Raw genomic sequence first — 23,991 nt, 5'->3', positions numbered from 1 at the left:
GCGGGCCGATGCCCGCTCAGGCGGGCAGGTGTGGCAGGCGGTCGGGCCTGGAGCGGCCGGCCTGGCGGCGGTTCTGGCTCAACCGGATCACCGCCCCGGCGTCGTGCAGCGGCGCGGCGAGGGTGCCTGGTCGGCCGCCCGAGCCGCGCTGCATCGCCGCGAGCAGGGTGCCGGATGGCATCGGCCGGGCGAACAGGTGCCCCTGGCCGGCGACGCAGCCCAACTCCCAGAGGGCCCGCCGCTGCGGCTCGCTCTCCACCCCCTCGGCCACCACGTCCAGGTCGAGGCTGCGGCCCAGGTCGAGGGTGGAACGGATGACGGCGGCGGCCTCCGCCGAACTCTCCATCGTCGTCACGAAGCTCCGGTCGATCTTCAGCTCGTGTACCGGGATTCGGGAGAGCAGTGAGAGAGAGGAGTAACCGGTGCCGAAGTCGTCCAACGCCAACCGGACGCCCTCGTCGCGTAGTCGGCTGAGCACCCGGTCGACCACGTCGAGTTGGCTGAGGGTCAGCGTCTCGGTCAGCTCCAGGACCAGCCGGTCCGGGGGGAGGTCGTGGGCGCGGAGGCGGGCCAGTACCGAGCCGGGGAACCGCGCGTCGAGCAGGCTGCGCGGGGATACGTTGACCGCGACCGGTACGTCGAAGCCGGCGTCGCGCCAGCTGACCGCCGCGAGCAGGGCCTGGTCGAGGATCGCTTCGGCGAAGGCCGGTAGCAGGCCCGAGCGTTCCACCGCCTCCAGGAACCGCAGCGGGTCGATCATGCCGTGGGTCGGGTGGTGCCAGCGGGCCAGCGCCTCCGCGCTGGTCACCTCACCGGTGCCCAGGTCGACGATCGGTTGGAAGTTGACGACGAACTCGTGGTCGGCGACCGCGCGGGGCAGGTCACCGCCGAGGGTGAGGCGGCCGAGGTCGGCGGTGTCCCGGGTCGGGGCGTACGTGGCGATTCGCTGCCCGGCCCGCTTCGCCTGGTACATGGCCACATCGGCGCGGCGGAGCAGCTCGGCCATGCCGCCGTTGGACGGGGCACCGGAGATGCCGCCGCTGGCCTCGACGCTGATTCGCATGCCGTCCAGCTCGAACGGCTCGTGCAGCGCGGCGAGCAGCGTCTCGGCCCGGTGCGCCGCCACCGCCGGGGCCGGCAGGCCGCGCAGGAGTACGGCGAACTCGTCGCCCCCGAGGCGGGCCACCAGGTCGGTCGCCTGGGCCGCGCCCCGCAACCGGTCTGCCACCTGCACCAGCACCTGGTCACCGGCGGCATGCCCGAGCGTGTCGTTGACCTCCTTGAAATGGTTGAGGTCGATCAGCACCAGCGCCGTCACCCCGTCGGCGCGACGGGTGCTCAACTGCTCGGTGCCCTCGTCGAGGAGGTGCCGGCGGTTGGCCAGGCCGGTCAGCGCGTCGTGCGAGGCCGCGTACGCGTGCTCGTCGGCGACCCGGGCCAGTTCGGCGTACGCCTGGGCGTTGCGGACGGCCGTGCAGAGCGCGGAGGCGAAGGTGCGCAGGGTGTACTGCTCCCGCTCGGAGAGCTGCACCGGGCCGCGGAAGCGCAGTCGGAGCATGCCGACGTCGACGGTCCGGTCATGGCCTTCCAACGGCGCGGGAACGATCGTGCCGACCACGTCGGTGGGCGTGCCGGTCGGGCCGTCGAAGGTGATGCCGCCGGTGCCGCCGCGTACGGTGCGGCCGCCGTCGCGCAGCTCGATCTCGACCTCGTCGGCGGAGAACAACTCGGCGGCCTGGGTGACGGCGGTGGTGAGGACGTTGTCCAGGTCGACCACGTTGAGCGCGTCGGTGGTGCGGGCCAGCCGCTGCCACGCCTGCTGTTCGGTGCGGCCTCGGATGCGTGCGGAGTAGGCCAGGTGCAGGCTCAGGACCAGGGGTGGGACGGCGAGCAGCAGCCGGGGGTCCATTTGAAGGGTGAGCAAGGTCAGGGCCGCCACCACGAACCGAACCGCGTAGCCGGCCAGGCGAAGATCCAGGTTGCTGCGGAACTGGGTTGAGATCTTGGTGCCGGAGGCGAGCGCGATCACGGGGATCGCCAGTAGTTCGTCAAGGAAGGCAGCGAGGAGGTAGGCGAGCGACAGGATCCCCATCAGCTGCGGGGCCTGCATGGCAGGCCAAGTCCAATCGAGCAGTGCGAAGGCGACGCCTGCCCCGGCCGCGACGAGGATGTTCTTGCCGACACCGAAGGCGAGCTTGATCGGTGGTAGGCGGGCCGAGGCGATGGTGATCCCGATGCAGGTGCAGAGCACCACCCATGAGACGGGAGCGATGGCAGCCGCGATGACGATCGCCGCCTCGCTCCAGCTGATCAGGTGCACCGTGGACCGGACACGTACGCGCGTCTTGACGAACGCACCTAAGGCGATCATGGCGGTCAGCGTTATCAGGGTTGCTCCGTCGGGTGTCGGAGCCTCGGCCGCTGGGAAGGTCAGTTTCAGGGAGGCGAGCGCAACGATCGTGGCAGCAACGACGAGGAGACCGACGATCAGCCGTAGCCGTCGATCGGTCCCGTCATCGCGTCGTTGTGAAGAGGCCACGCAACTCCTGGATTACCTCGCCTGTCGTGCTCGCAACCATATCGCCGAGCGATGCAGAAGTCCTGCACTGATGTCAGCCCCACTCGTTTCCGCGCATTTCACCCACCCTCTCCTTCGCGTGGTTGTCGGGCCCCGCCGGAACCGACTCTCTACGAATGGAGCTTAAATGGGGTTGGCCCTAGTTAGGGATGATAAATGTCGTTATCCTCAACATTAGTCAATCCTGTACCCATAAGTGACATTCTGTTTTCGTTCCGGTGCGGAGAGCGCTGGGACGCTCGCCTGTTGCATCCGGTTCGTCGCGCAATGTCGTCGGGTGTGCCGACTGATTAGACCGCGCACACAGTGTGGGCGTCGGGGTGTCGCAACTCATCCGCCGATTCGGCGAACCGCTCGCCAGCTTCAGCCAGGAGTCCCCTTAGCAGTTGGGCATTGATGATGGTGGCACTGCCCCGGTCCGTTCCCGTGTCCGGGGCCGAGGGATCGTGCCGCACCAGCAGTTGAGTGCTTTCGTTCCTTCCTTCCGTGTTGCGGCAGGAGTCGCGAACGCGGAGGTCGCAGATCGTTCTTGCGATGTTCGCATTGCAGTCGTCGACAGCATTGCGGTGGACGGCCGCAGGAGCGTTCGCACCGGAGGCTTGATTGACATCGGCCTACATCTGGGTGCCCGTAAGCTTCGTTGCGTGATCGGCTGAATACCCCGGTGAAGCAGGGGGACGGGTGGAGATTCAACTTCTGGGCGGCCTCTCGGTGCAACTGCTCGCTCGCGAGCTGGACCTGGGTACGCCTAAGCAGCAGGCTGTCTTCGCGATGCTCGCGGTTCAACCCGGGCAGCTGGTGACCCTCAACGACCTGATCGACGAGCTGTGGCCCGATGGCCCGCCGCGCTCTGCGGTGGCGAACGTACGGACCTACGCCGCCAACCTGCGCCGAACCTTCGAGGCTTGCGAGTCCGGCCGGGGTGTCATCGTCAGGCAGCAGAGCGGCTATCGGCTCGCCCTTGGGCCGGAAGTCATCGACGTTTTTCGCTTCGACCTGGAACGGGGCGCGGGGCGGGAAGCGCTGACGGGCGGCCACCTGGACCGTGCCCGCGAGCTGCTGGAGCGCGCCTTGGCTCGGTGGCAGGGGCCGATGCTCGCGGGCGTCCCGCTCGGACCTGTCCTCACCTCCCGGACTGTCGCAGCCGAGGAGGAGCGGCTGTTGACCGTGGAGCTTCTCGCCGACGTCCAGCTGAGATCGGGCCGGGGCGACCTGGCGATCTCCCTGTTGAGGGAGATCATTGCCCGTCAGCCCCTCCGGGAGCCGGCCTATGGCCTCCTCATGCGAGCGCTGTACTCGGGTGGCGATCGCTCGGGCGCACTCGTCGTTCACGGCGAGATTCGGGCAAAGCTGGCCACCGAGTTGGGCGTCGAGCCGGGATCTGACATTCAAGGCGCTTACCAAATGATCATCAAGGGGGCTGCGGAGGCCGAATCGACGATCCGCGTCCCGCCTCGTCCGATCCCGGAGCGCCGGCTTGCGATGGACTCACCGGACTCGGGTGGTGCTACGAACGTCGATGAACGGCACCGCCGTGTGCCCGTCGATCACCTTCCTCGATCGGTAACCGACTTCGTCGGTCGGAAGGAACTGGTGTCGCGGCTGCTGGCAGAGACCCGCCGGGTCGAGGACCGAGTGTCGGCGGTACATGTGATCGACGGCATGGCAGGCAGCGGAAAGACGACCCTGGCCGTGCATCTGGCTCGCCGCCTGTCGGCGCGGTACCGGGACGCGCGCTTGTTCATCGACTTGTGCGGCGACGGCGAGACGACTCGAATCGGCCCGTCAGCGGCACTCGTCACGCTGCTCCGTCAGTTGCACGTACCGGCAGAGCGGATACCGATCGAGTTCGACGCCAGGGTGGAGCTGTGGCGGCGCGAACTCGAAAGCCGCCGAGTGGTAGTCGTGTTCGACAACGCGGCGGGCAGCGACCAGGTCCTCCCTCTCCTACCCGCGTCGCAAGGTGCGGTCGTCCTGGTGACTTCTCGTCGACGATTGGTCGACCTGGACGTGGGTCCACCGGCGTCGTTGCCCCTCATGACTCTCGACGAAGGGCTGGAACTGCTCGCCCAGACTGCGGGCGTCGAGCGGATCGCCGAGGAGCCGGCGGCGGCCGCGGAGGTCGTGCGCCGCTGCGGATACCTCCCGTTGGCGATTCGGCTCGCTGGGTCACGCCTGGCCCACCGCCCCGCGCGCAGGGTCGAGGAACTGGCGGATCTCCTGGCGGCCGATCCTCCGGCGCTGAATCAACTCCAGGTTGGTGACCGAACCCTGGCGCGGGCCTTCGCCACTTCGTACGGGCCCTTGCCTGCCCCCGCCAAACGGGCCTTCCGGATGCTGAGCATCCATCCTGGTGAGCTCAGCGTGGAGATGGTTGCCGCCTTGGTCGACCTGCCGCTCGATGCCGTCGGCCGGTTGCTCGACGACCTGGTGGACCTGCACCTGGTAGACGAAGTTGCAGGAGGCCGGTACCGACTTCATGACCTCCTGCGGCAGTACTCGCGCGCACAGTGCCTGGTTTCCGAGACATCGGAGGCCATCACGTTGGCCGTGGCGCGTCTACTGGACTTCGCCCTGCACGCCACTCTGCATGCCGCCTCGGAGCTGCATCAATCGACTGAGATCCGCGAGGAGGTCGAGGCCGGTCCGCCACCGCGTCCTGACCTGATCGGTCCCGAGACGGTGTCCGGGGTTGACTGGCTTGAGCAGGAGCGCACGAATCTAGGCTTGTTGGTGAGCCTCGGTGCCGAACATGGAATGCACCAGCAGGTATGGAAGCTCGCCCGGGCACTCTGGCGCTTTCTCCACGTGCGGGGCCATTTCGACGACATTCTCGTCACCCATCGAGCGGGCCTCGCCTCGGCGACGGAACTCCAACACCGACCCGCCATCGTCTCGATGCACAACTATCTCGCGTCGGCTCTGGTGAAGACAGGCTCCCACCGTCTCGCGTCCACTCATCTCGACGCGGCCATCTCCCTCTGCCGTGAGTCTGGCGATTGGCGGCAGCTGGCCCGCCTGCGCTCGAATCTGAGCGTCGTCCACCTGCTCAGCGGCGAGCTTGAACAGGCCGTCGCGATGGGACGGCAGAGCCTGGCCGAGCGCCGACTCTACGACAACCGCGTGCCGTTGGCCCTCCCGAATCTGGGTATCGCGCTGGCCTCGCTGGGCCGATGGGAAGAGGCCGCCAAAGTTCACCGACAGCACCTGTTCCAGGCACGGCTCAACCAGGATTACTACCACTTGGCCAATGCCCTGAGTCATCTCGCGGCGGTGCGCGTCCGCGTCGGGCAGTACCGGCAGAGCGTGGCGTTGCTCAAATCCTCGCTGTCATTGTTCCGCCGCACCGGTCACCGGTACGGCGAGGCCGAGGCCCGGAACATCTTGGGAGTCGCGTATCGAGGGCTCAACAAGCTGGACCTCGCCCGAGGGCAGCACCTGGCTGCCTTCGAGTTGGCCGTCGAATCGGGCGAGCGGCACGCGCAGTGTATCGCCCTGAATGATCTTGGATCGACGCTGCTGGCGAGTGGGGATGGGCGGGCAGCCAGTGAAGCTCACCGTCGGGGCTTGCAGCTTGCTGAACGCATCTCGAACCCGCACGAGCAGGGTCGAGCCCTGGCCGGGCTTGCCGAATACTTCGTCCGCGTCGACCCGGTCGAGGCCCGACGACACTGGGAGCGGGCGTTGGCGATCTTCCGACGGATGGGCGTGCCGGAGCGCTTCGAGGCCGAACGCCGCCTCGCCGAGTTGCCTGACCCAACCCCGGTCGCAGAGTGCTGACCAGTCTGAACGGCGCTTATCGATTTCTTATCGTCCGGCCCGATAACCTCCCCCTCGTATCGGCGAACGGGGGAGGTTCTGCCGCTGGGCAGAACCGGGTCGTCGACACGCGCCCGCTGCCGGGTCCCCCCAGCGACCTCGGCGGCGGGTCGGCAAGGAAGGAGCGGCGTCCGGCCGGCGCGCCGTCAGCACCCGGTGCGATCGTCAGCGTGACGCCGCTCCTTCCGACCGCTGTCGTACCCCACCGATAGGCTCACGACCGTGACCGAACCCGCGCACCTCAGCCACGTGGATCGCGCCGGCGCGGCCCGTATGGTCGACGTCTCCGCCAAGGCGGTGACAGGTCGGCTGGCCGTCGCGGCGGGCCGTTTGCGGACCACACCCGAGGTCATCGACCTGCTGCATCGCGACGGGCTGCCCAAGGGCGACGCGTTGGCTGTCGGCCGGCTCGCCGGGATCATGGGGGCCAAGCGCACTCCTGATCTGATCCCGCTGTGCCACCCGATCGCCCTGCACGGCGTCACCGTCGACCTGCGGCTGACCGCCGACACCGTGGAGATCACGGCCACTGCCCGCACGGCGGACCGGACGGGGGTGGAGATGGAGGCGCTGACGGCTGTCGCTGTTGCCGGTCTCGCCCTGGTCGACATGGTCAAGGCGGTCGACCCGGCGGCCTCGGTGGAGGCGGTCCGGGTGCTGCGCAAGGAGGGCGGCAAGACCGGCGAGTGGGTCCGTCCGGAGGATCGGCCGTGATCCGGGCTCGGGTGATCGTCGCTTCCAACCGGGCCGCGGCCGGTGTCTACGCCGACACCAGCGGGCCGCTGCTCGTCGCCGGCCTGCGCGAGCTGGGCTGCCAGGTCGACGACCCGGTGGTGGTGCCCGACGGTGAGCCGGTCGCCGATGCGTTGCGGGCGGCCCGCGCCGACGGTGTCGACGTGGTGCTGACCAGCGGTGGCACCGGAGTGACCCCGTCGGACCGCACTCCGGACGTGACCCGGGTCCTGCTGGATTACGAGATCCCCGGCATCGCCGAGGCCATCCGCGCGCACAGTCGTGACCGGGTGCCGACGTCGGTGCTGTCCCGTGGCCTGGCCGGGGTCGCCGGCCGGATGCTGGTGGTCAATCTGCCCGGCTCGACCGGCGGCGCCCGGGACGGCCTGGCCGTTCTCGGGCCGATCCTCGGGCACACCGTCGACCAGCTTCGCGGCGGCGACCACTGACCGGTGAACGGCGGGGACCACTGACCGGTGGACGGCCGGGACCACTGACTGTGCACGCCAGGCCCGGACGGGTGTCGGTTCGGGCCGATAGGCTCGGTCGGTGAGCACGGAAACCGCACCCACCGCGGATCGGGTCACCGCACCCCCACCAGCCGGGTGGGAGGAAGCACGTTCGCGGGTCTACGCGGTTGGTCTGGCCGCCGCGCTGCCCGCCGTGGCCCGACCACTTGTCGACACCGACGGGTCGACCCTGGCCGAGCCGTTGACCACCCGCACCGACCTGCCCGCGTTCCCGACCTCCAGCGTCGACGGCTGGGCGGTTCGTGGCCGTGGGCCGTGGCGCGTCGTCGGCCGGGTCCTGGCCGGCAGCACCCCCGCGCCGCTCACCGAGGACGACACGACCGTCGAGATCGCGACCGGTGCGATGGTGCCCGAGGGCACGACCGCCGTGCTGCGGGTGGAGGAGTCCGCCGCATCCACCACCGGCCTGATCAGCGGCGTTCCCCGAGAGACGCCGGAGTGGCGGAAACCCGGCGAGGAGGCGTACGCCGATGAGGAGCTGTTGCCGGCCGGCACGCCGGTCGACCCGGCGGTGATCGGCCTGGCGGCCTCCTGCGGGCACGACACGCTGCGGGTCCGGCGGGCGCCGCGTGCCGCGCTGCTGGTCTTCGGCGACGAGCTGCTGACGGCGGGCCCGCCTGCGGCCGGTCGCGTCCGCGACGCGCTGGGCCCCGCGGTGCCGGCGTGGCTGCGCCGGTACGGCTGCCAGATCCGCCCGTCCGACGTGGTCGGCCCGGTGGCCGACACGCTGCCCGCGCACGTGGCGGCCCTGCGCTCGGCGCTGGCCAACGCCGATCTGGTCTGCACCACCGGCGGCACGATGAACGGCCCGGTCGACCACCTGCACCCGACCCTGGAGGCGCTCGGCGCCGACTACGTGGTCAACACGGTGGCCGTCCGCCCCGGCTTCCCGATGCTGCTGGCCCGGCTGACCGGCCCCGACGGGCGGGCCCGGTTCGTGGCCGGGTTGCCGGGCAACCCGCAGTCCGCCATCGTCGCGCTGGTGTCGTTGGTCGCCCCGCTGCTCGCCGGCCTCCAGGGCCGGTCGATGCCGCTGCTGCCGCAGGTCACGTTGGCCGAGGCGGTGCCCGGTCGCGGTGACCACACCCACCTGGCGTTGGTCCGACTGGACCGGGCCGCCGGCACTGCGTACCCGGTCCGGCACGTCGGCTCGGCGATGCTGCGCGGCCTGGCCGGCGCGGACGGGTTCGCGGTCATCCGACCCGGCACCAGCGGCGAGCCGGGCGACCGGGTGCCGATCGTGCCACTGCCGCTGTTTCCCGGGGAGCGTGCGTCGTGACCGCACCAGCGATCACCTTCGGCGAGGTCACCGACCAGCCGCTCGACCTCGCCACGCACGAGGCGGCGGTCGCCGACCGCCGGGCCGGCGCCGTGGTGTCCTTCCAGGGCGTGGTCCGCGACCACGACCACGGCCGCCAGGTCACCAGCCTGGAGTACGAGGGGCACCCGAGCGCCGCACAGGTGCTGCGCGAGGTGGCCGCCGAGATCGCCGCGGAGCCGGACGTCTACGCGGTGGCGGTCTCGCACCGGGTCGGGCCGCTGGCGATCGGGGACGTGGCGCTGGTCGCCGCGGTGAGCACCGCGCACCGGGCGGCGGCCTTCGCGGCCTGCGCCCGGCTGGTCGACGAGGTCAAGGCGCGACTGCCGATCTGGAAGCGGCAGGTCTTCACCGACGGCACCGAGGAATGGGTCAACTGCCCCTGACCGCTCAGCGGTGGCCGTTGACCACCACGGCCCTGGTGAGCCGGTCGCCGTAGAACGCCGGCTCCGCACCCGGGCGCCAGGGCAGCGCGGCGACCAGCACGATCAGCGCGAGCGCGAGCGAGTTCTCCATCAGTGCTCCGAACAGGCCGTCCTGGTAGTGCGACACCTCCGGCAGTTGGTGTTCGTACGGCCAGATCGGAGAGATCAGGAAGAGCAGGTAGAGCCCGATCGCGGCGACGCCGTGGCGGAGACCGGTCAACGTCGGGTACCAGATCGGCGGACGGAGCCCGTTGACCCCGGGTAGCCCGCCGGACACCGGCCCCTGCCCGGTGCGCTGCGGTATCCCCCGGCTCGCCTCGCGGCGACGCACGGCGGCGTCGGCCAGCACGATGATCGCCGGGATCACCCAGACCAGGTGGTGCGTCCAGGAGATCGGGCTGATCACGTTCGCGGTGAGACCGACAAGCGTGAAGGCGGTCAGCTCGTCGCCGTCGGCGCGGGAACTGGCCGCCCGGGACAGGCCCAGCGCCAGGACCAGCACCGAGAAGGCGAGCCACAGCAGCCCGGGGGTCTCGATCGAGTCGTACAGCCGGGCGAGCAGGCCGGCGAGGGACTGGTTGGGTGTCATGTCCGCCGCGCCGACTCGTTCGGTCTGCCAGAGCACACTGCCGAAGTAGGTCCGCGACTCGTCACCGACGATCGCGAAGCTCCCCACGGTCACGCCGATCGTGGTGCCGAGGGCGGTGGCCGCCACCCGCCACTGACGGGTGATCAGCAGGTAGGCGATGAAGAGCGCCGGGGTGAGCTTGATCGCGGTGGCCAGGCCGATACCGGCGCCCGCCCAGGCCCCGCCGTAGAGGAAGCGCAGCAGCGGACCGTCGGTGGCGGCGTAGTGGGTGCCCCGGCGGGAGCGCCAGCGAAGGCCGATCAGATCGGCCATGATCAAGGCGAACAGCAGGATGTTGACCTGGCCGTAGCCGAGCGTCTCCCGACCTGGCTCGATGGCGACCGCGAGCGGCACGGCCACGGCCACCGTGAACCACAGTGGCCAGCCCAGCCGGTCCACGATGGGTCGGAGCAGCCCGGCGAGCACCAGCGCCAACGCGGCGATGCTGGCGGCGGCGTTGACCATGCCGGCCACTTCGATCGGCAGCTGCGCCATCGGCAACATGACCAGCCCGGCGAAGGGTGGGTAGGTGAACCCGAGTGTGGTTTCGGGCGCGATGAACTCGTAGAGCTCGTGACCGCTCGCCCACCACACCACGGCACCGTGGTAGATCTTCATGTCGAAGAAGTTGTACGGCCGCCCGAAGGTGCCGATGGCAAGCCATGCGGCATAGGCGACGGCGGCCACGATGGCGCCCCGTACGACGTTCCTGCGATCGATCCCGCGCGTCACACGGTCGATCCCGCGTGTCACACGTTGGATTGGGGCGAGGCGGTCCGCCCGTCTACCGACAGCCGTCGGCATGGCGTGGCCACCCCCGTACCAAGGTCGTCCTACCCGTCCAGGTCCTGCACGGAGCCTAGAACGGCGCCTCACGTCAGTGCCTCCCGCGTTATGCGACCGTGTCCGATCCCACACATGTTTTTGACATTTCCACCGCGTTAACGCCTACCGGGTGGTTCAGGTAATTCGTGGCCTTAGCGGGGGATGGCGGTGGGGCAGCGACGCATCGAAGCAGGTCAGCCGGGGAGGCGACGTGCGGTGGAGGCGGAGCGGACGGCGATTCGGGCCTCACGTCGGGCGGTCCGGACGGCGCGTTGCATGGAACGTCGAGAGTGGCCGATGCGATGGCCCGTCCGCCACCGTAGACCTGGCTTGCCACCGGTGTCCGCCGCGGCCAGCAGCAGACCACCGAGGAGCCCGAGGTTCTTCAGGACGTGAATCTGATTGTTGTTCTTGGCGATCGGGTCGTCGTTGTTCCAGAAGGGATGCCCGGCGATGGTCACCGGCACCAGCGTGCCGGCGAGGACCAGCGCCGCAGGTCGGCTGAACCGTCCGGTGGCCAGCATCAGACCAGCGCTGACCTGTACGGCCGCGTTGAGCCGGATCAACGTCTCGGTGTCGGTGGGGAAGCTCGGGTGGGCCTTCTTCAGCACCGGTGCGACCTTGTCGGTCACCGGTTTGGCGGCCGTCACGAGCCGGCCGGGGGCGCGGAGGTTGCGATACCCGCTGACCACGAAGATGCCGCTCAGCATGGCGCGGGCGAGGGAGCGTACGGGCGTCATGGATCAGTCATACCCCGTCGCGGCGTTTGCTACCCCGGCAACCGCCGGATCGGATTGGTGTTCGTACACGCGCGCCACGCCGAATCGAGCGACCGTCACGGATGGACGGGCGCTGGCGGGTAACGTCGCGCGGGTGACCACGCTGCGGCTACGCCCCGAGGACACGGCCGACGCCGGGCCGGTCCGCCGCGTACTGGCCGCCGCCTTCGCCCGCCCGGACGTGGCGACGCCGCCGGAGGTCAGTCTGGTCGACGAGCTGCGCGACACCAGCGCCTGGTTGCCGGAGCTGGCCATGGTCGCCGAGTACGGCGGTGAGGTGGTCGGTTACGCGCTGCTCACCCGGGTGCGGCTGCGGCCGGAGCGAGGCTCGGACGTGCCCGTCCTGGCCCTCGGCCCGGTGGCGGTCGCGCCGCACCGACAGCGCGTCGGGCACGGCACGGCGGTCGTGCAGGCTGCCCTGGACGCCTCCACCGAGCTGGGCGAGCGGCTCGTCGTCGTGCTCGGTGCCCCGGCCTTCTACCGCCGGTTCGGGTTCGGCCCGGCGAGTGAGCTGGGCCTGACCAGCCCGTGGGCGGGCCTCGGTGAGCCCTGGCAGGCGCTGGTGCTGCCGCCGTCCACCAGCGAGGAGGGCCCGCCGCCGCGCGGTGAGGTGCTCTTTCCGGCGCCGTGGTCGAAGGTCTGATCTGGTCTCAGGCCGGCTGTGTCCGCAGGTACCGGCCGAAGTGCGGGACGGTGAAGGCGACAGTGCCCCGCTCGCCGGAGTAGATCAAGCCCTTCTTGATCAGCGCGTCCCGGGCCGGGGACAGGCTGGCCGGTTTGCGGCCGAGGGCTCGGGCGATCTCCGCGGTGGGCACCGCGGCGTCCATGTCGTCGCGGACCAGCGCGCCGGGCTCGCCCTCGACCGCGGACATCGTGGCCATCGCCCGCATGTACTCGCGTTCGGCGGGAGTGGCCCGTTCGAACCGGGACCCGAAGAACCCGACCGCCAGTTCGGCCTCCGCCTCGGGCGCGGCGACCCGCACGTCGGCGGCGGTGATCGGCGAGCGCGGCGCGTGATCCCAGGTCGCCTTGCCGTACGCCTGGACAAAGTAGGGATAGCCGCCGGACTTCTCGTAGAGCAGGTCGAGTGCCTTCTGCTCGTACTCGACCTCCTCGCGCTCGGCGGGGGCGCAGAGCGCCCGGTCGGCGGCGATCCGGTCGAGCCGGTCGATGCGTTGATAGCGGAACAGCCGTTCGGAGTACGACTTGGCGGCGCTGAGCACGGCCGGCAGGTGCGGAAGGCCGGCGCCGACGACGATCAGCGGCGCGCCGAGCTGGGACAGCTCGTGGCAGGCGGCGCAGAGTGCCGACACGTCCTCCGGGCCGAGATCCTGCATCTCGTCGATGAAGATGGCGATGCCGGTGCCGACGTCGCTGGCCACGGCGGCGGCGTCGCTGAACAGCTCGACCAGATCGATCTCAATGTCGCCGGAGTCGGCCCGACCACTGGCCGCCGGCACGTCGATGCCGGGCTGCCACCGATCGCGCAGCTTCGTGGCGGCACCGGACCGGCCGGTCGGGGTGGACCGCTGGGCGAACGCCTTGAGCACGCCGAGGAACGCGTCGATCCGGTCCGGGGCGCGGTGCCGGGGGGCGAGCTCCCGGACCGCCATGTGCAGCGCGGCGGCGACCGGGCGACGCAACGACTGGTCCGGTCGAGCTTCGATCTTGCCGCTGCCCCAGAGCCGGTTGATCGCCTGCGACCGGAGGGTGTTGAGCAGAACGGTCTTGCCGACGCCACGCAGCCCGGTGAGCATCAGGCTGCGCTCGGGTCGGCCCCGGGCGATGCGCTCCAGCACGATGTCGAAGACGTCCAGCTCCCGCCCCCGCCCGGCAAGTTCGGGCGGACGCTGGCCGGCGCCCGGCGCGTACGGGTTGCGGACCGGATCCACGCATCGCAGATTATCGGGCCGTCTAGCTGCGAGGCTAGACATGGATAGATGGAGCTACCGGCGTGTCGGGATCGTCGACCACAAACTAGGGCTGTCTAGCGTCCATGCTAGACAGCCCTAGTTTTGCCAATCGGTCGGAACGGGCTACCGCTTCTTCAGGCAGAGCACGTAGTCGAACAGGTCGATCGAGTTGTCGTGCACGTAGTTCGCGGTCGCCTGCGGCGCGAGCGTCTCGCACCGGTCTCCGTCGGTGGTAGCCGGAATTCGCAGCAACACCTGGTAGGTGTTCGGGCCGCAGGGCACCTTGCGAAGCTCCGCGTCGTCCTCACTGCCGTCGTTCACCACGCAGTCGCCCCGTGCGAACTCCTCGTCCGGAGTCGGCGCGACCGACGGCGGCGCGTCGCTGGGCAGCGCGGGTGGCACGACCGGGGCGGTCGTCGACGGGGTACGTGCCGCCTCGCTGCCAGCGTCGGCGACCTTCCAGACCGCCCAACCGGCCAGGCCGAGGCACGGACAGAGCACGAGCAGCACCACCACCGTGATGATGAGAGCGACCTTGCGGCCGGTCTTCTTCGCCGGCGTGACGGGAGGCATGCCGTAGCCGCCGGGAGGCTGCTGACCCCACGTTGCGGGTGGCTGACCCGGTAGCGGCCCGACCGGCTGACCGGGCGTCGGCCCGGCCGGCGGGTACGGCCCGGGTGGTGGGTACTGCCCGGCCGGCGGGTACGGCCCGGGTGGTGGGTACTGCCCGGGTGGTGGGTATCCCGCGCCCGAGGTGGGCGGTGGTGCCCACGTCGGCGCGGTGGGCGGCTCCGGATTGGTGGGCGGCGGCGCCCACATGGGTGTCGTCGGTGGCTCCGCGGCGGTCGGCGGCGGACCCCACTGCTGTCGGGTCGGGTCCTCCGCGGCTGGCGGGGTGCTCCACTGGGGCAGCGTGGGGTCGACCGGTGGTGAGCTGTCCGGCCCGGCGGGCGGGCGCTGGTACGGGTCGTCCGGCTGATCGGAACCCGTAGGTCCGTAGGTCGTCATGTCATCCCCAGGGGTGGGTGGTCTCAGCGTTGCTTGAGGCAGAGGACGAAGTCGAGAGTGTCCAGCTCGCTGTCGAAGAAGTACCAGTTGGTGTAACCCTCGACCTTGCCGCACTTGGCCTCGGCGTCCCGCTCGCCGCTGGTCGGGCCGTCGATCCGGCTCAGCACCTCGTACGACTTCGCGATACAGCCGCTGATGAGCAGCTTGGGCTTGCCGCCGGCGGTGCCGTCGTTGCGGACGCACTGGCCGACCTTCGCGAACCGGGGATCGGCCGACGACTCCGGCGCGGCGGCGCTCGGCGTGGGCGCGACCGCGTCCGCGCTGGGCTCACCGGCAACGGCCGAGCTGCTCGGCGCGGCAACCGGGGCCGGGTCGCTCTGCCCACGGCGGAGCCAGAACACGCCGGCGACGGCCACCACCAGCAGCACGACGGCCAGTACCGCGATCAGCGGCCCCCGACCGCGCCGGCCCGGTGTCGGGTCCTCGCCGTACGGGTCGCCGGACCGGTACGGCTGCTCGCCGTACGTCGGCGTCGGCGGGGTCGGCTGGTACGGGCCGCCGTAGGGCGTGCGGGGCTCGTGGCCGTACGGCGTCCCCCTGCCGCCTCCGTAGGGCGCGTCGGGCGCCGCACCGTACGGCGTCCCCGTACCGCCTCCGTGGGACGCGGTGGGCGGGCCGCCGTACGGTCCGGGTCGTCCCTGCGCTGCGGGCGGGTACGACGGGACCGCCGGCGGGTAGGGCTCCGGCGCGGGCGGGTAGGGCTGCTGCACCGGGTGGCCCGGCGCCTCGTCGGGTCGCTGCCCACGCCACGGCTCCGGGTGGCCGCCCCCCGGTTGTCCGTAGTTCGTCATGCCGCCCTCCTGCACGAGTGGTGAGGCCGGCCACCAAAGCGCGACGCGGACTCCGAGGTCACCGTAGCGTGGTCCACTGATGAGCTCACCTTCACCGAGCGCCACGGCCGTCGCCGGTCGTCGCGCCAGCGCCACGCCGACCTTGATCTGGACCGCGTTGATCGTGGTCTACCTGCTCTGGGGGTCGACCTATCTGGCCATCCGGATCGCCGTGGAGACGCTGCCTCCGCTGCTGTCGGCCGCACTCCGGTTCGCCGTGGCCGGCCTGATCCTGGCGGTGGTGCTGCGACTGCGCAGAGGCCCCGGCGCGCTGCGGGTGGACCGACGGCAACTCGGCTCGGCCGCACTGGTCGGGGTGCTCCTGCTCGCCGGTGGCAACGGCCTGGTGGTGCTCGCCGAATCGGGGCCGCCGGGCGTGGCGTTGCCGTCCGGGATTGCCGCACTGCTGGTGGCCACGGTGCCGCTGCTGGTGGTGCTGTTGCGCTCGGCCACCGGGGACCGGCCGCCGATCTGGACGTTCGCCGGGGTCACAGTGGGCTTCGTCGGCCTCATCCTGCTGGTGTTGCCGAGCGGTGGTTCGGCCGCGGTGCCGCTGCTCGGGGCGTTGACAGTGGTGACGGGGGCCATCGCCTGGTCGGTCGGGTCGTTCCTGTCCGGACGGATCCGGATGCCCGGCGACCCCTTCGTGGCCACGGTGTACGAGATGGTGGCCGGTGCGCTGGTGCTGGCCGTCATCGCCGCCGGTCGGGGCGAACTGGCCGACTTCCACCCGGCGGCGGTCAGCACCCGGTCCTGGTTGGCGCTGGGCTACCTCATGGTGGCCGGCTCGCTGGTGGCCTTCACCGCGTACGTCTGGCTGCTGCACAACGCGCCCCTCTCGTTGGTGTCGACGTACGCCTACGTGAACCCGGCGGTCGCGGTGGCGCTCGGCGCGCTGCTGGTGGCCGAGCCGATCACCCCGCAGGTGCTGCTCGGCGGCGCGGTCATCGTCGCCGGGGTCGCCCTGGTGGTGACCACCGAACGGCCGCGTCGGGCCAGCACGGGATCACGATCGGGGGACACGCTGGTGCGCGACCGCCAGTAACGTCCGGCCCATGTCGGGCGTCGCGCTGGTGTCGATCGCGCTGCTCGGCGCGCTGGTCGGCCTCGTCGTACCCCTGATGTCGCGGCGCTTCGCCACGGCGGATGCCCGGTCCCGGGGTTTTCCAGGGCTGCAGCCGGTCCGACGGCCCTGGGTCGCGCCGATGGTGGCGGCCAGCGTCTTCGGCGGCCTTGCCGTCGCCGTGGGCGACGACCCGGCGTTGCCGGTCCTCCTCGCGGTCGCGGCGGTCGGTCTGGTGCTGGCGCGGGTCGACCTGGCCTGCCTGCGGCTGCCCGACCCGTTGGTCCTCATCGCCGGGATGCTGGCCTTCGGAGGTCTGACCGCCGCGGCGCTGCTGTCCGGCACTCCCGGCCGACTGCTCGGCGCGCTGGGAGGTGCCACGGTCGCGGGCGCGGCGCACGTGCTGCTGGCCCTGCTGCCCGGCTCACGACTGGGCTTCGGGGACGTGAAACTCGCCGCGGTCCTCGGCCTGCCGCTCGGCTGGTTGGGGCGGGACGCCCTGCTGGCCGGGCTGCTCCTGCCGCACGTGCTGCACGGCGGCCTGGTGCTCGGCTTGCTCGCCACTCGGCGGGTGCACCGGAGCACCCTGCTGCCCCTCGGCCCAGCACTGCTGACCGGCGCCTGGCTCGCTGTCCTCCTCGCCTGACGCCGCCGACCGCAAGATCGCTGGGGTGGAGCGGGCGGGGTCAGATCAGGCGGAGTTGGCGGTCCTTGGGGCGGCGGGGTTCGGTCTCGCCGAAGCGTTCGAAGAGGCCGGGGTCGATGGTGCCGAGGAACGGCGAGGGGGCGCAGTCGCGCTCGGAGCCGTGGCGGGTACGTCGGGCGGCGTGACTGACGTACAGCCGGTCCTGAGCCCGGGTCAGGCCGACGAAGAAGAGCCGGCGCTCCTCGGCGACGGCGTCCTCGTCGGGCGTCGAGCCCGGCCAGCGCAGCGGCAGCAGCCCATCCTCGACGCCGACCAGGAAGACCACCGGGAACTCCAGGCCCTTCGCGGCGTGCAGGGTGAGCAGCGTGACCGCCTCGGCGCGCGGGTCGAGCGCGTCCACCTCCGCGCCGGTGGCCAACTGGGACAGGAAGGTCTCCAGGTCGTCGCCGCAGCGTCGGGCCAGCGGGGTCAGCAGGTCCACCGCCGAGCGGACGTCCTCGGGACGGACCGCGCTGGCCGCGCCGTCCAGGGTGGGCACGGCGAACCGCTCCGCGACCACCTGACCGGCCAGCCGGACCCGGGCGGCCAGCGAACCGGCCAGGCCGTCGGCGTGCCGTAGCTCGCGGGCGATGGCCGCCACCCCCGGGCGGTCCCGCAGCCGGTCGTGGGAACGCTTCTGCACCGGGATGTTGGCCCGTGCCAGGGCATCCACGATCGGGGCGGCCTGCGCGTCGGTGCGGTACAGCACGGCGATGTCGGAGAACGACAGCGAGGTGGACCGGCCGTCGATCCGGCCCGAGTCCAGCGAGCGGTGCGACAGCCCGCCGACCAGATCGTCGACGGTCCGCACCACGAAGTCGGCCTCCTCGGCCACGGACGCCGCCGGGTAGCGCCCGACCAGCGGGGCCTCCGGGTCGAGCCGCGCCGGGTCTAGCCGTCGCCCCCGGACCAGCGAGGACGGTGCGATGGCCTGGACGGCGGCGGCCAGGATCGGTGCCGACGAGCGGTAGTTGCGGTTGAGCCGGACCAGTCGGGCGTCGGTGAAGTCCTCGGAGAAGCGCAGGAAGTAGCCGACGTCGGCACCCCGAAACGAGTAGATCGCCTGGTCCGGGTCGCCGATCGCGCAGAGGTTGCCGTCGGCGGGGCTGAGCAGCCGCAGCAGCTCGTACTGCACCTCGTCGACGTCCTGGTACTCGTCGACGAAGATCCACCGCCAGCGGTCCCGATACCGCTCGACCAACTTCCGGTCGGCCCGCAGCAGTTCCACCGGCAGGGTCACCAGCTCGTCCAGGTCGACCAGGTCCTGCTTACGCAGCAGCGACGTGTAGGCGGCGGTGTCGTCGCCGGCCTCGGTGCGGGCTGCCGCCCGCTCGGCGTCGTCGGCGATCCGGAAGCCGGCCGGGAGACCCGCCGCGTCGGCGTTTTCCCGGAGGATGGTCAGCCCCAGCGCGTGGAACGTGCCCACTGTGACGTCCTCGGCGACCGGGCCGAGCAGGCCGTCGAGGCGGTGCCGCAGCTCCTCGGCGGCCCGGCGGGTGAACGTGATCGCCAGGCAGTGCTCGGGAAAGACGTTCAGCTCCGCGCAGAGGTACGCGATCCGGTGGGTGAGCGTCCTGGTCTTGCCGGTGCCCGGACCAGCCACGATGAGCAGCGGGCCGCCGGGTGCGGAGGCGGCCACCCGCTGCATGGCGTCCAGTCGGTCCAGCAGGCCGGTGCCGACCTCCTCCATTCCGGAGAGCATCGGCTCGAACGGCTCGTGCGGAGACGGCGGCGACGCGATCGGCGGCGCGGGCGCCGGGACCGGCTTCCGCTTCGGCTCCACCTTCGCCGCCGCCGGGCGCTTGGCCGCGACCCGGGGAGCAGGCTCCGTGGGCCGTCGCTGCGCCGGCACGGGTACGTCGAACAGCGTCTCCTGCGCGCCCAGCTCGGCCGGGTCGAAGAGCGTGATCACGCCGTACTCGCCGTCGTAACCGGGCACCCGGCGGACGTCGCCGCGGCGCAGCCGCCCGATGCCCTCGGCGAGCAGCTCGCCACCGGCCTGCGCGATGTCGGTCAGCGGCGTCGTGGTCAGGATCTCCAGCTCGGGGCCGAGCGCGGCCAACAGCTCGTTGAACCGCCCCTCGACCTTCTTCGACCGGGCACCCACCTTGTTGATCTCGCCGAGGATCTCGGCCAGCGGCACCAGGTGGGTGACGTCCCGGGCGTGCGCCGGCCGGTGCCCGTCCGGGCGGTCGGCCAGCTCCTCGATCCGGCTGAGGACACCCACGGTGAGGGGTTTGCCGCACTCCGGGCAGCGCCCGTCAGCGGCCCGGGTGCGTTCCGGAGACCAGTTGACCCCACACAACCGGTGCCCGTCCGCGTGGTACTTGCCCTCCTCCGGGAAGAACTCGATCGTGCCGGCCAGCCCGTCACCGGTACGCAGCGCCTCCCGAACGGCGAAGTAGTCCCGCTCGGCGGTCAGTACGGTCGCCTCCCGGCCCAGCGCCGGCGGCGAGTGCGCGTCCGAGTTGGACACCAACTGGTAGCCGTCCAGGCTGCCGACCCGCCAGTTCATCGCCGGATCGGAGGAGAGGCCGGTCTCCACCGCGAAGATGTGCTCGGCCAGGTCGGCGTAGCAGTCCGCGATCGCGTCGAAGCCGGACTTCGAGCCCAGCGCGGAGAACCAGGGCGTCCAGATGTGCGCTGGCACCAGGTAGCCGTCCGGGCTGGCCTCCAGGGTGATCTCCAGCAGGTCGCGGGAGTCCAGTCCGAGGATCGGCCGGCCGTCGGAGCCGAGATTGCCGATCCGGCCCAGGGCCGTGTTGAACCGGGCCACCGCGTCCAGATCCGGTAGGTAGATCAGGTGGTGCACCTTGCGGGTCCGGTCGTCCCGCTTGTAGATGGTGGAGATCTCCACGCTCAGCATGAACCGGACCGGGTCCGCCTCCGCCGTTCCGGCGAGCCGGGGTGGCAGCCGACGGGCGACGTCCCGTTCCGCCTCCGGGTCGAGCCGGTAGAGCCCTGGCTCGGCCGGGCGCAGCGTCTCCCGCAGGTGGTCGTACCAGGCGGGGTGGGTGAAGTCGCCGGTGCCGAGCAGGCCGATGCCCTTACGCCGGGCCCACCACGCGAGGTTCGGCAGGGTGAGGTCGCGGCTGCACGCGCGCGAGTATTTCGAGTGGATGTGCAGGTCCGCGACGAATGGCGGGAGGCCACCGGGGGGTACGGCGCTGAACGGGGGCACGCCGCATCCTGTCACGCCCGCCGCGCCGGCCGCCCGCCGCCACGCGCGGACGTGACCTCCGCTATGCCGAGCGCAGCTCGACCAGACTGATCTGCGGCTCCGCGCCGACCCGGACCGGTGGCCCCCAGAAGCCGGCGCCGTTGGTCACGTAGACCTTGGTGCCGTCGACCTCGCCGAGCCCGCTGACCACCGGCTGCTCCAGCTTGACGGCCAGGTTGAACGGCACCATCTGCCCGCCGTGGGTGTGCCCGGACAGTTGCAGGTCGACGCCGTACCGGGCCGCCTCCTTGGCCGCCAGCGGCTGGTGCGCGAGCAGGACCACCGGGCGGCTCGGGTCGCGGTCGCCGAGGGCGGCGGCGAAGTCCGGCCCGGCGGCGAGGCCGGTACCCGCCCCGGTGAGGTCGTTCACGCCAGCCAGGTCGAGCACACCGCCGCGGGCCTGAATCTCCTGCCGCCGGTTCTGCAGCACCCGTAGGCCGAGCCGATCGACCTCCTGGACCCACTCCTCCACGCCGGAGTAGTACTCGTGGTTGCCGGTGACGAAGAAGCTGCCGTAGCGGGAGCGCAGGTCGCGCAGGGGTGCGGCGGCCGAGCCGAGCTCGGCCACCGAGCCGTCGACCAGGTCACCGACGACCGCGACGATGTCCGCGTCGAGCCGGTTGATCGCCGCGACGATCCGCTCGGTGTGTGCCCGGCCGCGCAGCGGGCCGAGGTGGATGTCGGAGACGGTGGCGATGCGCAGACCGTCCATGCTGCGGGGGAGTTTGGCGAGCGGGATCCGCACCCGGTCGAGCTGGGGCGGGCCGAGCGCCGTGCGGATGCCGTACCCCGTGACGCCGGTGGCGGTGAAGCCGGCGAAGATGGCCGCCCCACGGGCCAGCAGCAACCGGCGGGACGGGTCGTGGTCCGGTGCCGCGACGGCGCCGGCGGCCGGCGGGTCGGTCGGCCCGGCGGCACCGACCAGCACCGGCTCGGGCGCGGAGGTGGTCGGCTCCGCGGCAACCACCCGGCGGCGCAGCGCCAGCCGGGCGACCAGCATCGGAACTTCCAGTACGAGCAGGACGACCAGCAGGTAGAACATCAGCGCGAGCCACAGGTACCCCGGCCAGGCGAGCCAGTAGAGCCCAGCCTGCGTCCCGGCGAGGGTGACCGGCACGAGCAGGGCCAGCACCAGGGCGGCGATCCCGCCGACCCGTCGCCAGCGACCCGGCGTGGTGGTGTCCCGAACGAGCCGCTTCCACAGGTAGAGGTGGATGAGACCGGTGACCAGCGCCAGGACAGCCACGAACCCCAGAACCGCCATCATGTGTGCGCCTCCCTCAGCCGCCCGCGAACGGGGGCAGGACATCGATCGTGGCCCCGGCCGGTAGGGGTGCCTGACGATCATGACAGGCGACGCCGTTCACCAGGAAACTCGCCACCCGCAGCACCCCGGCGAGGCGGTCGCCGTGGCGCTGGGTCAGCTCGGCGGTGAGGTCGTCGAGTGACCGCCCTGCGGGGATGGCCTCCTCGGTGCGGCCGGCGGCGGCGCGGGCACCCGCGAAGTAGCGGACGGTCAGCGGTGTCTCCGCCATGCTCACCCTCCGATCGCGGACATCGGGCGGGTCGGCTGGAGGAAGGTCGGGTCGTCGATGCCGTGCCCGGCGCGCTTGCCCCACATCGCGGTACGCCAGCGCCGGGCCAACTCGTCGTCGTCCGCGCCGGTGCGGAGCGCGGCGCGCAGATCCGACTCCTCGGTGGCGAAGAGGCAGGCGCGGACCTGGCCATCGGCGGTCAGCCGGGTGCGGTCGCAGTCCCCGCAGAAGGGGCGGGTGACGCTGGCGATCACACCGACCCGGGCGGGGCCTCCGTCGACCAACCAGGTCTCCGCCGGTGCCGCGCCGCGTTCGGCCGGATCGGGGCTGAGATCGAACACGGTACGCAGAGACGCCAGGATCTCCTCGGCGGTGACCATGGTGTCGCGGGCCCACCCGTGCTGGGCGTCCAACGGCATCTGCTCGATGATCCGCAACTGGTAGTTGTGATCGAGGGCGAAGCGGAGCAGCGCTGGCGCCTCGTCCTCGTTGACACCACGCATGAGCACAGAATTGATCTTCACAGGGCTGAGCCCGGCGGCCGACGCCCCGGCCAGCCCGGCCAGCACCGCGTCGAGGCGGGGGCGGCGGGTGAGCTTGGTGAATCGGCCCGGGTCCAGGGTGTCCAGTGAGACGTTCACCCGATCGAGGCCAGCCGCCCGCAACGCCGGGGCCAGCCGGTCCAGGCCGATGCCGTTGGTGGTCAGCGAGACCCGGGGGCGGGGTTCGAGGGCGGCGACCGCCGCCACGATGTCGACCAGCCCGGGTCGGATCAGCGGCTCACCGCCGGTGAACCGCACCTCGGTCACGCCGAGCAGCTCGACAGCCACCCGGACCAGCCGGACGATCTCCTCGTCGGTCAGCAGCTCGGGGCCGGCCAACCAGGGCAGCCCCTCCGCCGGCATGCAGTAGGTGCAGCGCAGGTTGCACTTGTCGGTGAGGGACACGCGCAGGTCCCGGGCGACACGGCCGTACCGGTCGACGAGGACGCCGTCGGTCCCCGGGGCGGCGCTCACCAGTCGACCGTAGCGCGCGCGGCCCGGTTCAGGACGGCACGGGCGCTCTGGACGACCACATCTCGGAAGCTGGCACCGAAGAGTGCGGTGTGCACGAGCAACAGATGCAACTGGTGCACTGGCACCCGGTCACGCCAGCCGTCCGGTAGTGGCCAACTCTCCTGGTAGGAGGCCAGCACCCGATCCAGGTGGGGAATGCCGCCGAAGAGGGCGAGCTGGGCGAGATCCGTTTCCCGGTGCCCACCGTGCGCCGCCGGGTCGACCAGCCAGGCCCGGTCGTCGGCCCCCCACAGCACGTTGCCCGGCCACAGGTCGCCGTGGATGCGCGCGGGCGGCTCGTCGCCGCCGAGCTCGTCGAGGCGGCCGATCACCTGCTCGACCAGGGCGGCATCGGCGCTGGTCAGCGCGCCACCGTCGACCGAGCGTCGCAGGTAGGGGGCGAGGCGCCGCTCAGCGAACCACGTCGACCAGCGCCCGTCGGTGGGGGTGTTGTCCTGTGCAAGCGAGCCGATGAAACCGGGCCAGGTCGCACCGAACGCGGCTGCGCCCGCCCGGTGCAGCCCGGCCAACTCCCGGCCGAAGCGCTCCGCGGCCTCCGGCGTCGGCTCGCCGGGCTCCACCCAGTCGAGCGCCAGCAGCTCCGGCAACACCACGATCACCTCGGGTACGCCGACCGCGCCCGCCTCCCGCAGCCAGCGCAGGCCGGCGGCCTCGGCGGCGAAGAAGCCCTCCGGCGCCGGTCGGTCGGCGCCCTCCGGCCAGGACTTGGCAAAGACGGAGTGGCCGTCGTCGAGGGTGAGCCGGGCGGCGGCGCAGATGTTTCCACCGGCCACCGGCGTCTCCCGGAGCCGCTGATGGGTCCGGAAGGTCGGGAGGTGTGCCGGATGCGCGCGCAGGTACGCCAGGTCCATCAGCGCACGGTAACCGCTCCTTACGACAGGCAGGTGTCGCCCGACCACATCGGCGCTCTCCACGCACTCGCAGGTGTGGCGTGAGCAGCGAAAACACGCTGAGTAACTGTGGATAA

General features: G+C 71.5%; 18 protein-coding genes and 1 pseudogene. 8 read left to right on the top strand and 11 right to left on the bottom strand.

All coding sequences use genetic code 11. From position 1 onward, the window contains the following. Nucleotides 1–16 precede the first annotated feature (16 nt). Nucleotides 17–2,539 (bottom strand): bifunctional diguanylate cyclase/phosphodiesterase, encoded by a 2,523-nt coding sequence (locus ABZU52_RS05430; RefSeq protein WP_354969856.1) that lies wholly within the window; start codon nt 2,537–2,539, stop codon nt 17–19. A gap of 720 nt (nt 2,540–3,259) precedes the next feature. On the opposite strand from ABZU52_RS05430, the gene ABZU52_RS05425 reads away from it, so the two are divergent. The 5 genes from ABZU52_RS05425 (at nt 3,260) to ABZU52_RS05405 (ending at nt 9,363) form a co-directional block, all read left to right on the top strand. Further along, nucleotides 3,260–6,358 (top strand): BTAD domain-containing putative transcriptional regulator, encoded by a 3,099-nt coding sequence (locus ABZU52_RS05425; protein ID WP_354969855.1) that lies wholly within the window; start codon nt 3,260–3,262, stop codon nt 6,356–6,358. Between the two features lie 261 nt (nt 6,359–6,619). Continuing rightward, on the top strand, nt 6,620–7,111 hold the full coding sequence (moaC, locus tag ABZU52_RS05420) for a cyclic pyranopterin monophosphate synthase MoaC (RefSeq protein WP_354969854.1): 492 nt from the start codon (nt 6,620–6,622) through the stop codon (nt 7,109–7,111). Continuing rightward, nucleotides 7,108–7,578 (top strand): MogA/MoaB family molybdenum cofactor biosynthesis protein, encoded by a 471-nt coding sequence (locus ABZU52_RS05415; RefSeq protein WP_354969853.1) that lies wholly within the window; start codon nt 7,108–7,110, stop codon nt 7,576–7,578. The genes moaC and ABZU52_RS05415 overlap by 4 nt, the downstream gene beginning before the upstream one ends. 100 nt (nt 7,579–7,678) lie before the next feature. Continuing rightward, a complete protein-coding gene (locus tag ABZU52_RS05410) occupies nt 7,679–8,938 on the top strand; it encodes a molybdopterin molybdotransferase MoeA (RefSeq protein ID WP_354969852.1) in 1,260 nt (419 codons plus the stop codon). Then, on the top strand, nt 8,935–9,363 hold the full coding sequence (locus ABZU52_RS05405) for a molybdenum cofactor biosynthesis protein MoaE (RefSeq protein WP_130405760.1): 429 nt from the start codon (nt 8,935–8,937) through the stop codon (nt 9,361–9,363). The genes ABZU52_RS05410 and ABZU52_RS05405 overlap by 4 nt, the downstream gene beginning before the upstream one ends. A gap of 4 nt (nt 9,364–9,367) precedes the next feature. Here the strand turns inward: ABZU52_RS05405 and ABZU52_RS05400 are convergent, their stop codons facing one another. Both ABZU52_RS05400 and ABZU52_RS05395 read right to left on the bottom strand, forming a co-directional pair. Further along, a complete protein-coding gene (locus ABZU52_RS05400; RefSeq protein ID WP_354969851.1) occupies nt 9,368–10,834 on the bottom strand; it encodes a glycosyltransferase 87 family protein in 1,467 nt (488 codons plus the stop codon). 215 nt (nt 10,835–11,049) lie between these two features. Continuing rightward, nucleotides 11,050–11,595, bottom strand: coding sequence for a DoxX family protein (locus ABZU52_RS05395; RefSeq protein ID WP_354969850.1), 546 nt, complete (start codon nt 11,593–11,595; stop codon nt 11,050–11,052). Nucleotides 11,596–11,728: 133 nt separating this feature from the next. On the opposite strand from ABZU52_RS05395, the gene ABZU52_RS05390 reads away from it, so the two are divergent. Continuing rightward, entirely contained in the window at nt 11,729–12,277 is a 549-nt protein-coding gene (locus ABZU52_RS05390) for an N-acetyltransferase (protein ID WP_354969849.1), read from the top strand. 7 nt (nt 12,278–12,284) lie between these two features. Here the strand turns inward: ABZU52_RS05390 and ABZU52_RS05385 are convergent, their stop codons facing one another. From ABZU52_RS05385 to ABZU52_RS05375, 3 genes and pseudogenes are all read right to left on the bottom strand, one after another. Further along, nucleotides 12,285–13,526, bottom strand: coding sequence for an ATP-binding protein (locus ABZU52_RS05385; RefSeq protein ID WP_354969848.1), 1,242 nt, complete (start codon nt 13,524–13,526; stop codon nt 12,285–12,287). Between the two features lie 144 nt (nt 13,527–13,670). Further along, complete coding sequence (locus ABZU52_RS05380; protein WP_354969874.1) at nt 13,671–14,120, bottom strand: hypothetical protein; 450 nt, start codon at nt 14,118–14,120, stop codon at nt 13,671–13,673. Between the two features lie 458 nt (nt 14,121–14,578). After that, nucleotides 14,579–15,046 (bottom strand): annotated as a pseudogene (locus ABZU52_RS05375) (hypothetical protein); the annotation flags it as partial. Between the two features lie 439 nt (nt 15,047–15,485). Between ABZU52_RS05375 and ABZU52_RS05370 the strand changes: the two are divergent. Then, a complete protein-coding gene (locus tag ABZU52_RS05370) occupies nt 15,486–16,490 on the top strand; it encodes an EamA family transporter (RefSeq protein ID WP_354969847.1) in 1,005 nt (334 codons plus the stop codon). Nucleotides 16,491–16,500: 10 nt separating this feature from the next. Further along, nucleotides 16,501–17,154, top strand: coding sequence for a prepilin peptidase (locus ABZU52_RS05365; protein WP_354969846.1), 654 nt, complete (start codon nt 16,501–16,503; stop codon nt 17,152–17,154). A gap of 40 nt (nt 17,155–17,194) precedes the next feature. On the opposite strand, the gene ABZU52_RS05360 is transcribed toward ABZU52_RS05365, so the two are convergent. The 5 genes from ABZU52_RS05360 to ABZU52_RS05340 form a co-directional block, all read right to left on the bottom strand. Beyond that, nucleotides 17,195–20,374, bottom strand: coding sequence for a UvrD-helicase domain-containing protein (locus tag ABZU52_RS05360; protein ID WP_354969845.1), 3,180 nt, complete (start codon nt 20,372–20,374; stop codon nt 17,195–17,197). Between the two features lie 61 nt (nt 20,375–20,435). After that, nucleotides 20,436–21,680, bottom strand: a complete 1,245-nt coding sequence (locus ABZU52_RS05355) for a metallophosphoesterase (protein WP_354969844.1) — start codon at nt 21,678–21,680, stop codon at nt 20,436–20,438. A gap of 13 nt (nt 21,681–21,693) precedes the next feature. Further along, nucleotides 21,694–21,948 (bottom strand): MoaD/ThiS family protein, encoded by a 255-nt coding sequence (locus tag ABZU52_RS05350; RefSeq protein ID WP_354969843.1) that lies wholly within the window; start codon nt 21,946–21,948, stop codon nt 21,694–21,696. A 2-nt stretch (nt 21,949–21,950) separates the two neighbouring features. Beyond that, nucleotides 21,951–22,964, bottom strand: coding sequence for a GTP 3',8-cyclase MoaA (gene moaA / locus ABZU52_RS05345; protein ID WP_354969842.1), 1,014 nt, complete (start codon nt 22,962–22,964; stop codon nt 21,951–21,953). Then, nucleotides 22,961–23,875, bottom strand: a complete 915-nt coding sequence (locus tag ABZU52_RS05340; protein WP_354969841.1) for a fructosamine kinase family protein — start codon at nt 23,873–23,875, stop codon at nt 22,961–22,963. The genes moaA and ABZU52_RS05340 overlap by 4 nt, the downstream gene beginning before the upstream one ends. Between the last annotated feature and the right edge of the window lie 116 nt (nt 23,876–23,991).

Origin of the sequence: Micromonospora sp. NPDC005220 (genome assembly GCF_040607895.1) — a bacterium.
Classification (GTDB): Bacteria; Actinomycetota; Actinomycetes; order Mycobacteriales; family Micromonosporaceae; genus Micromonospora.
Note: the sequence above shows the minus strand (reverse complement) of the source record. Positions and strands in the feature narration are given on the sequence as shown.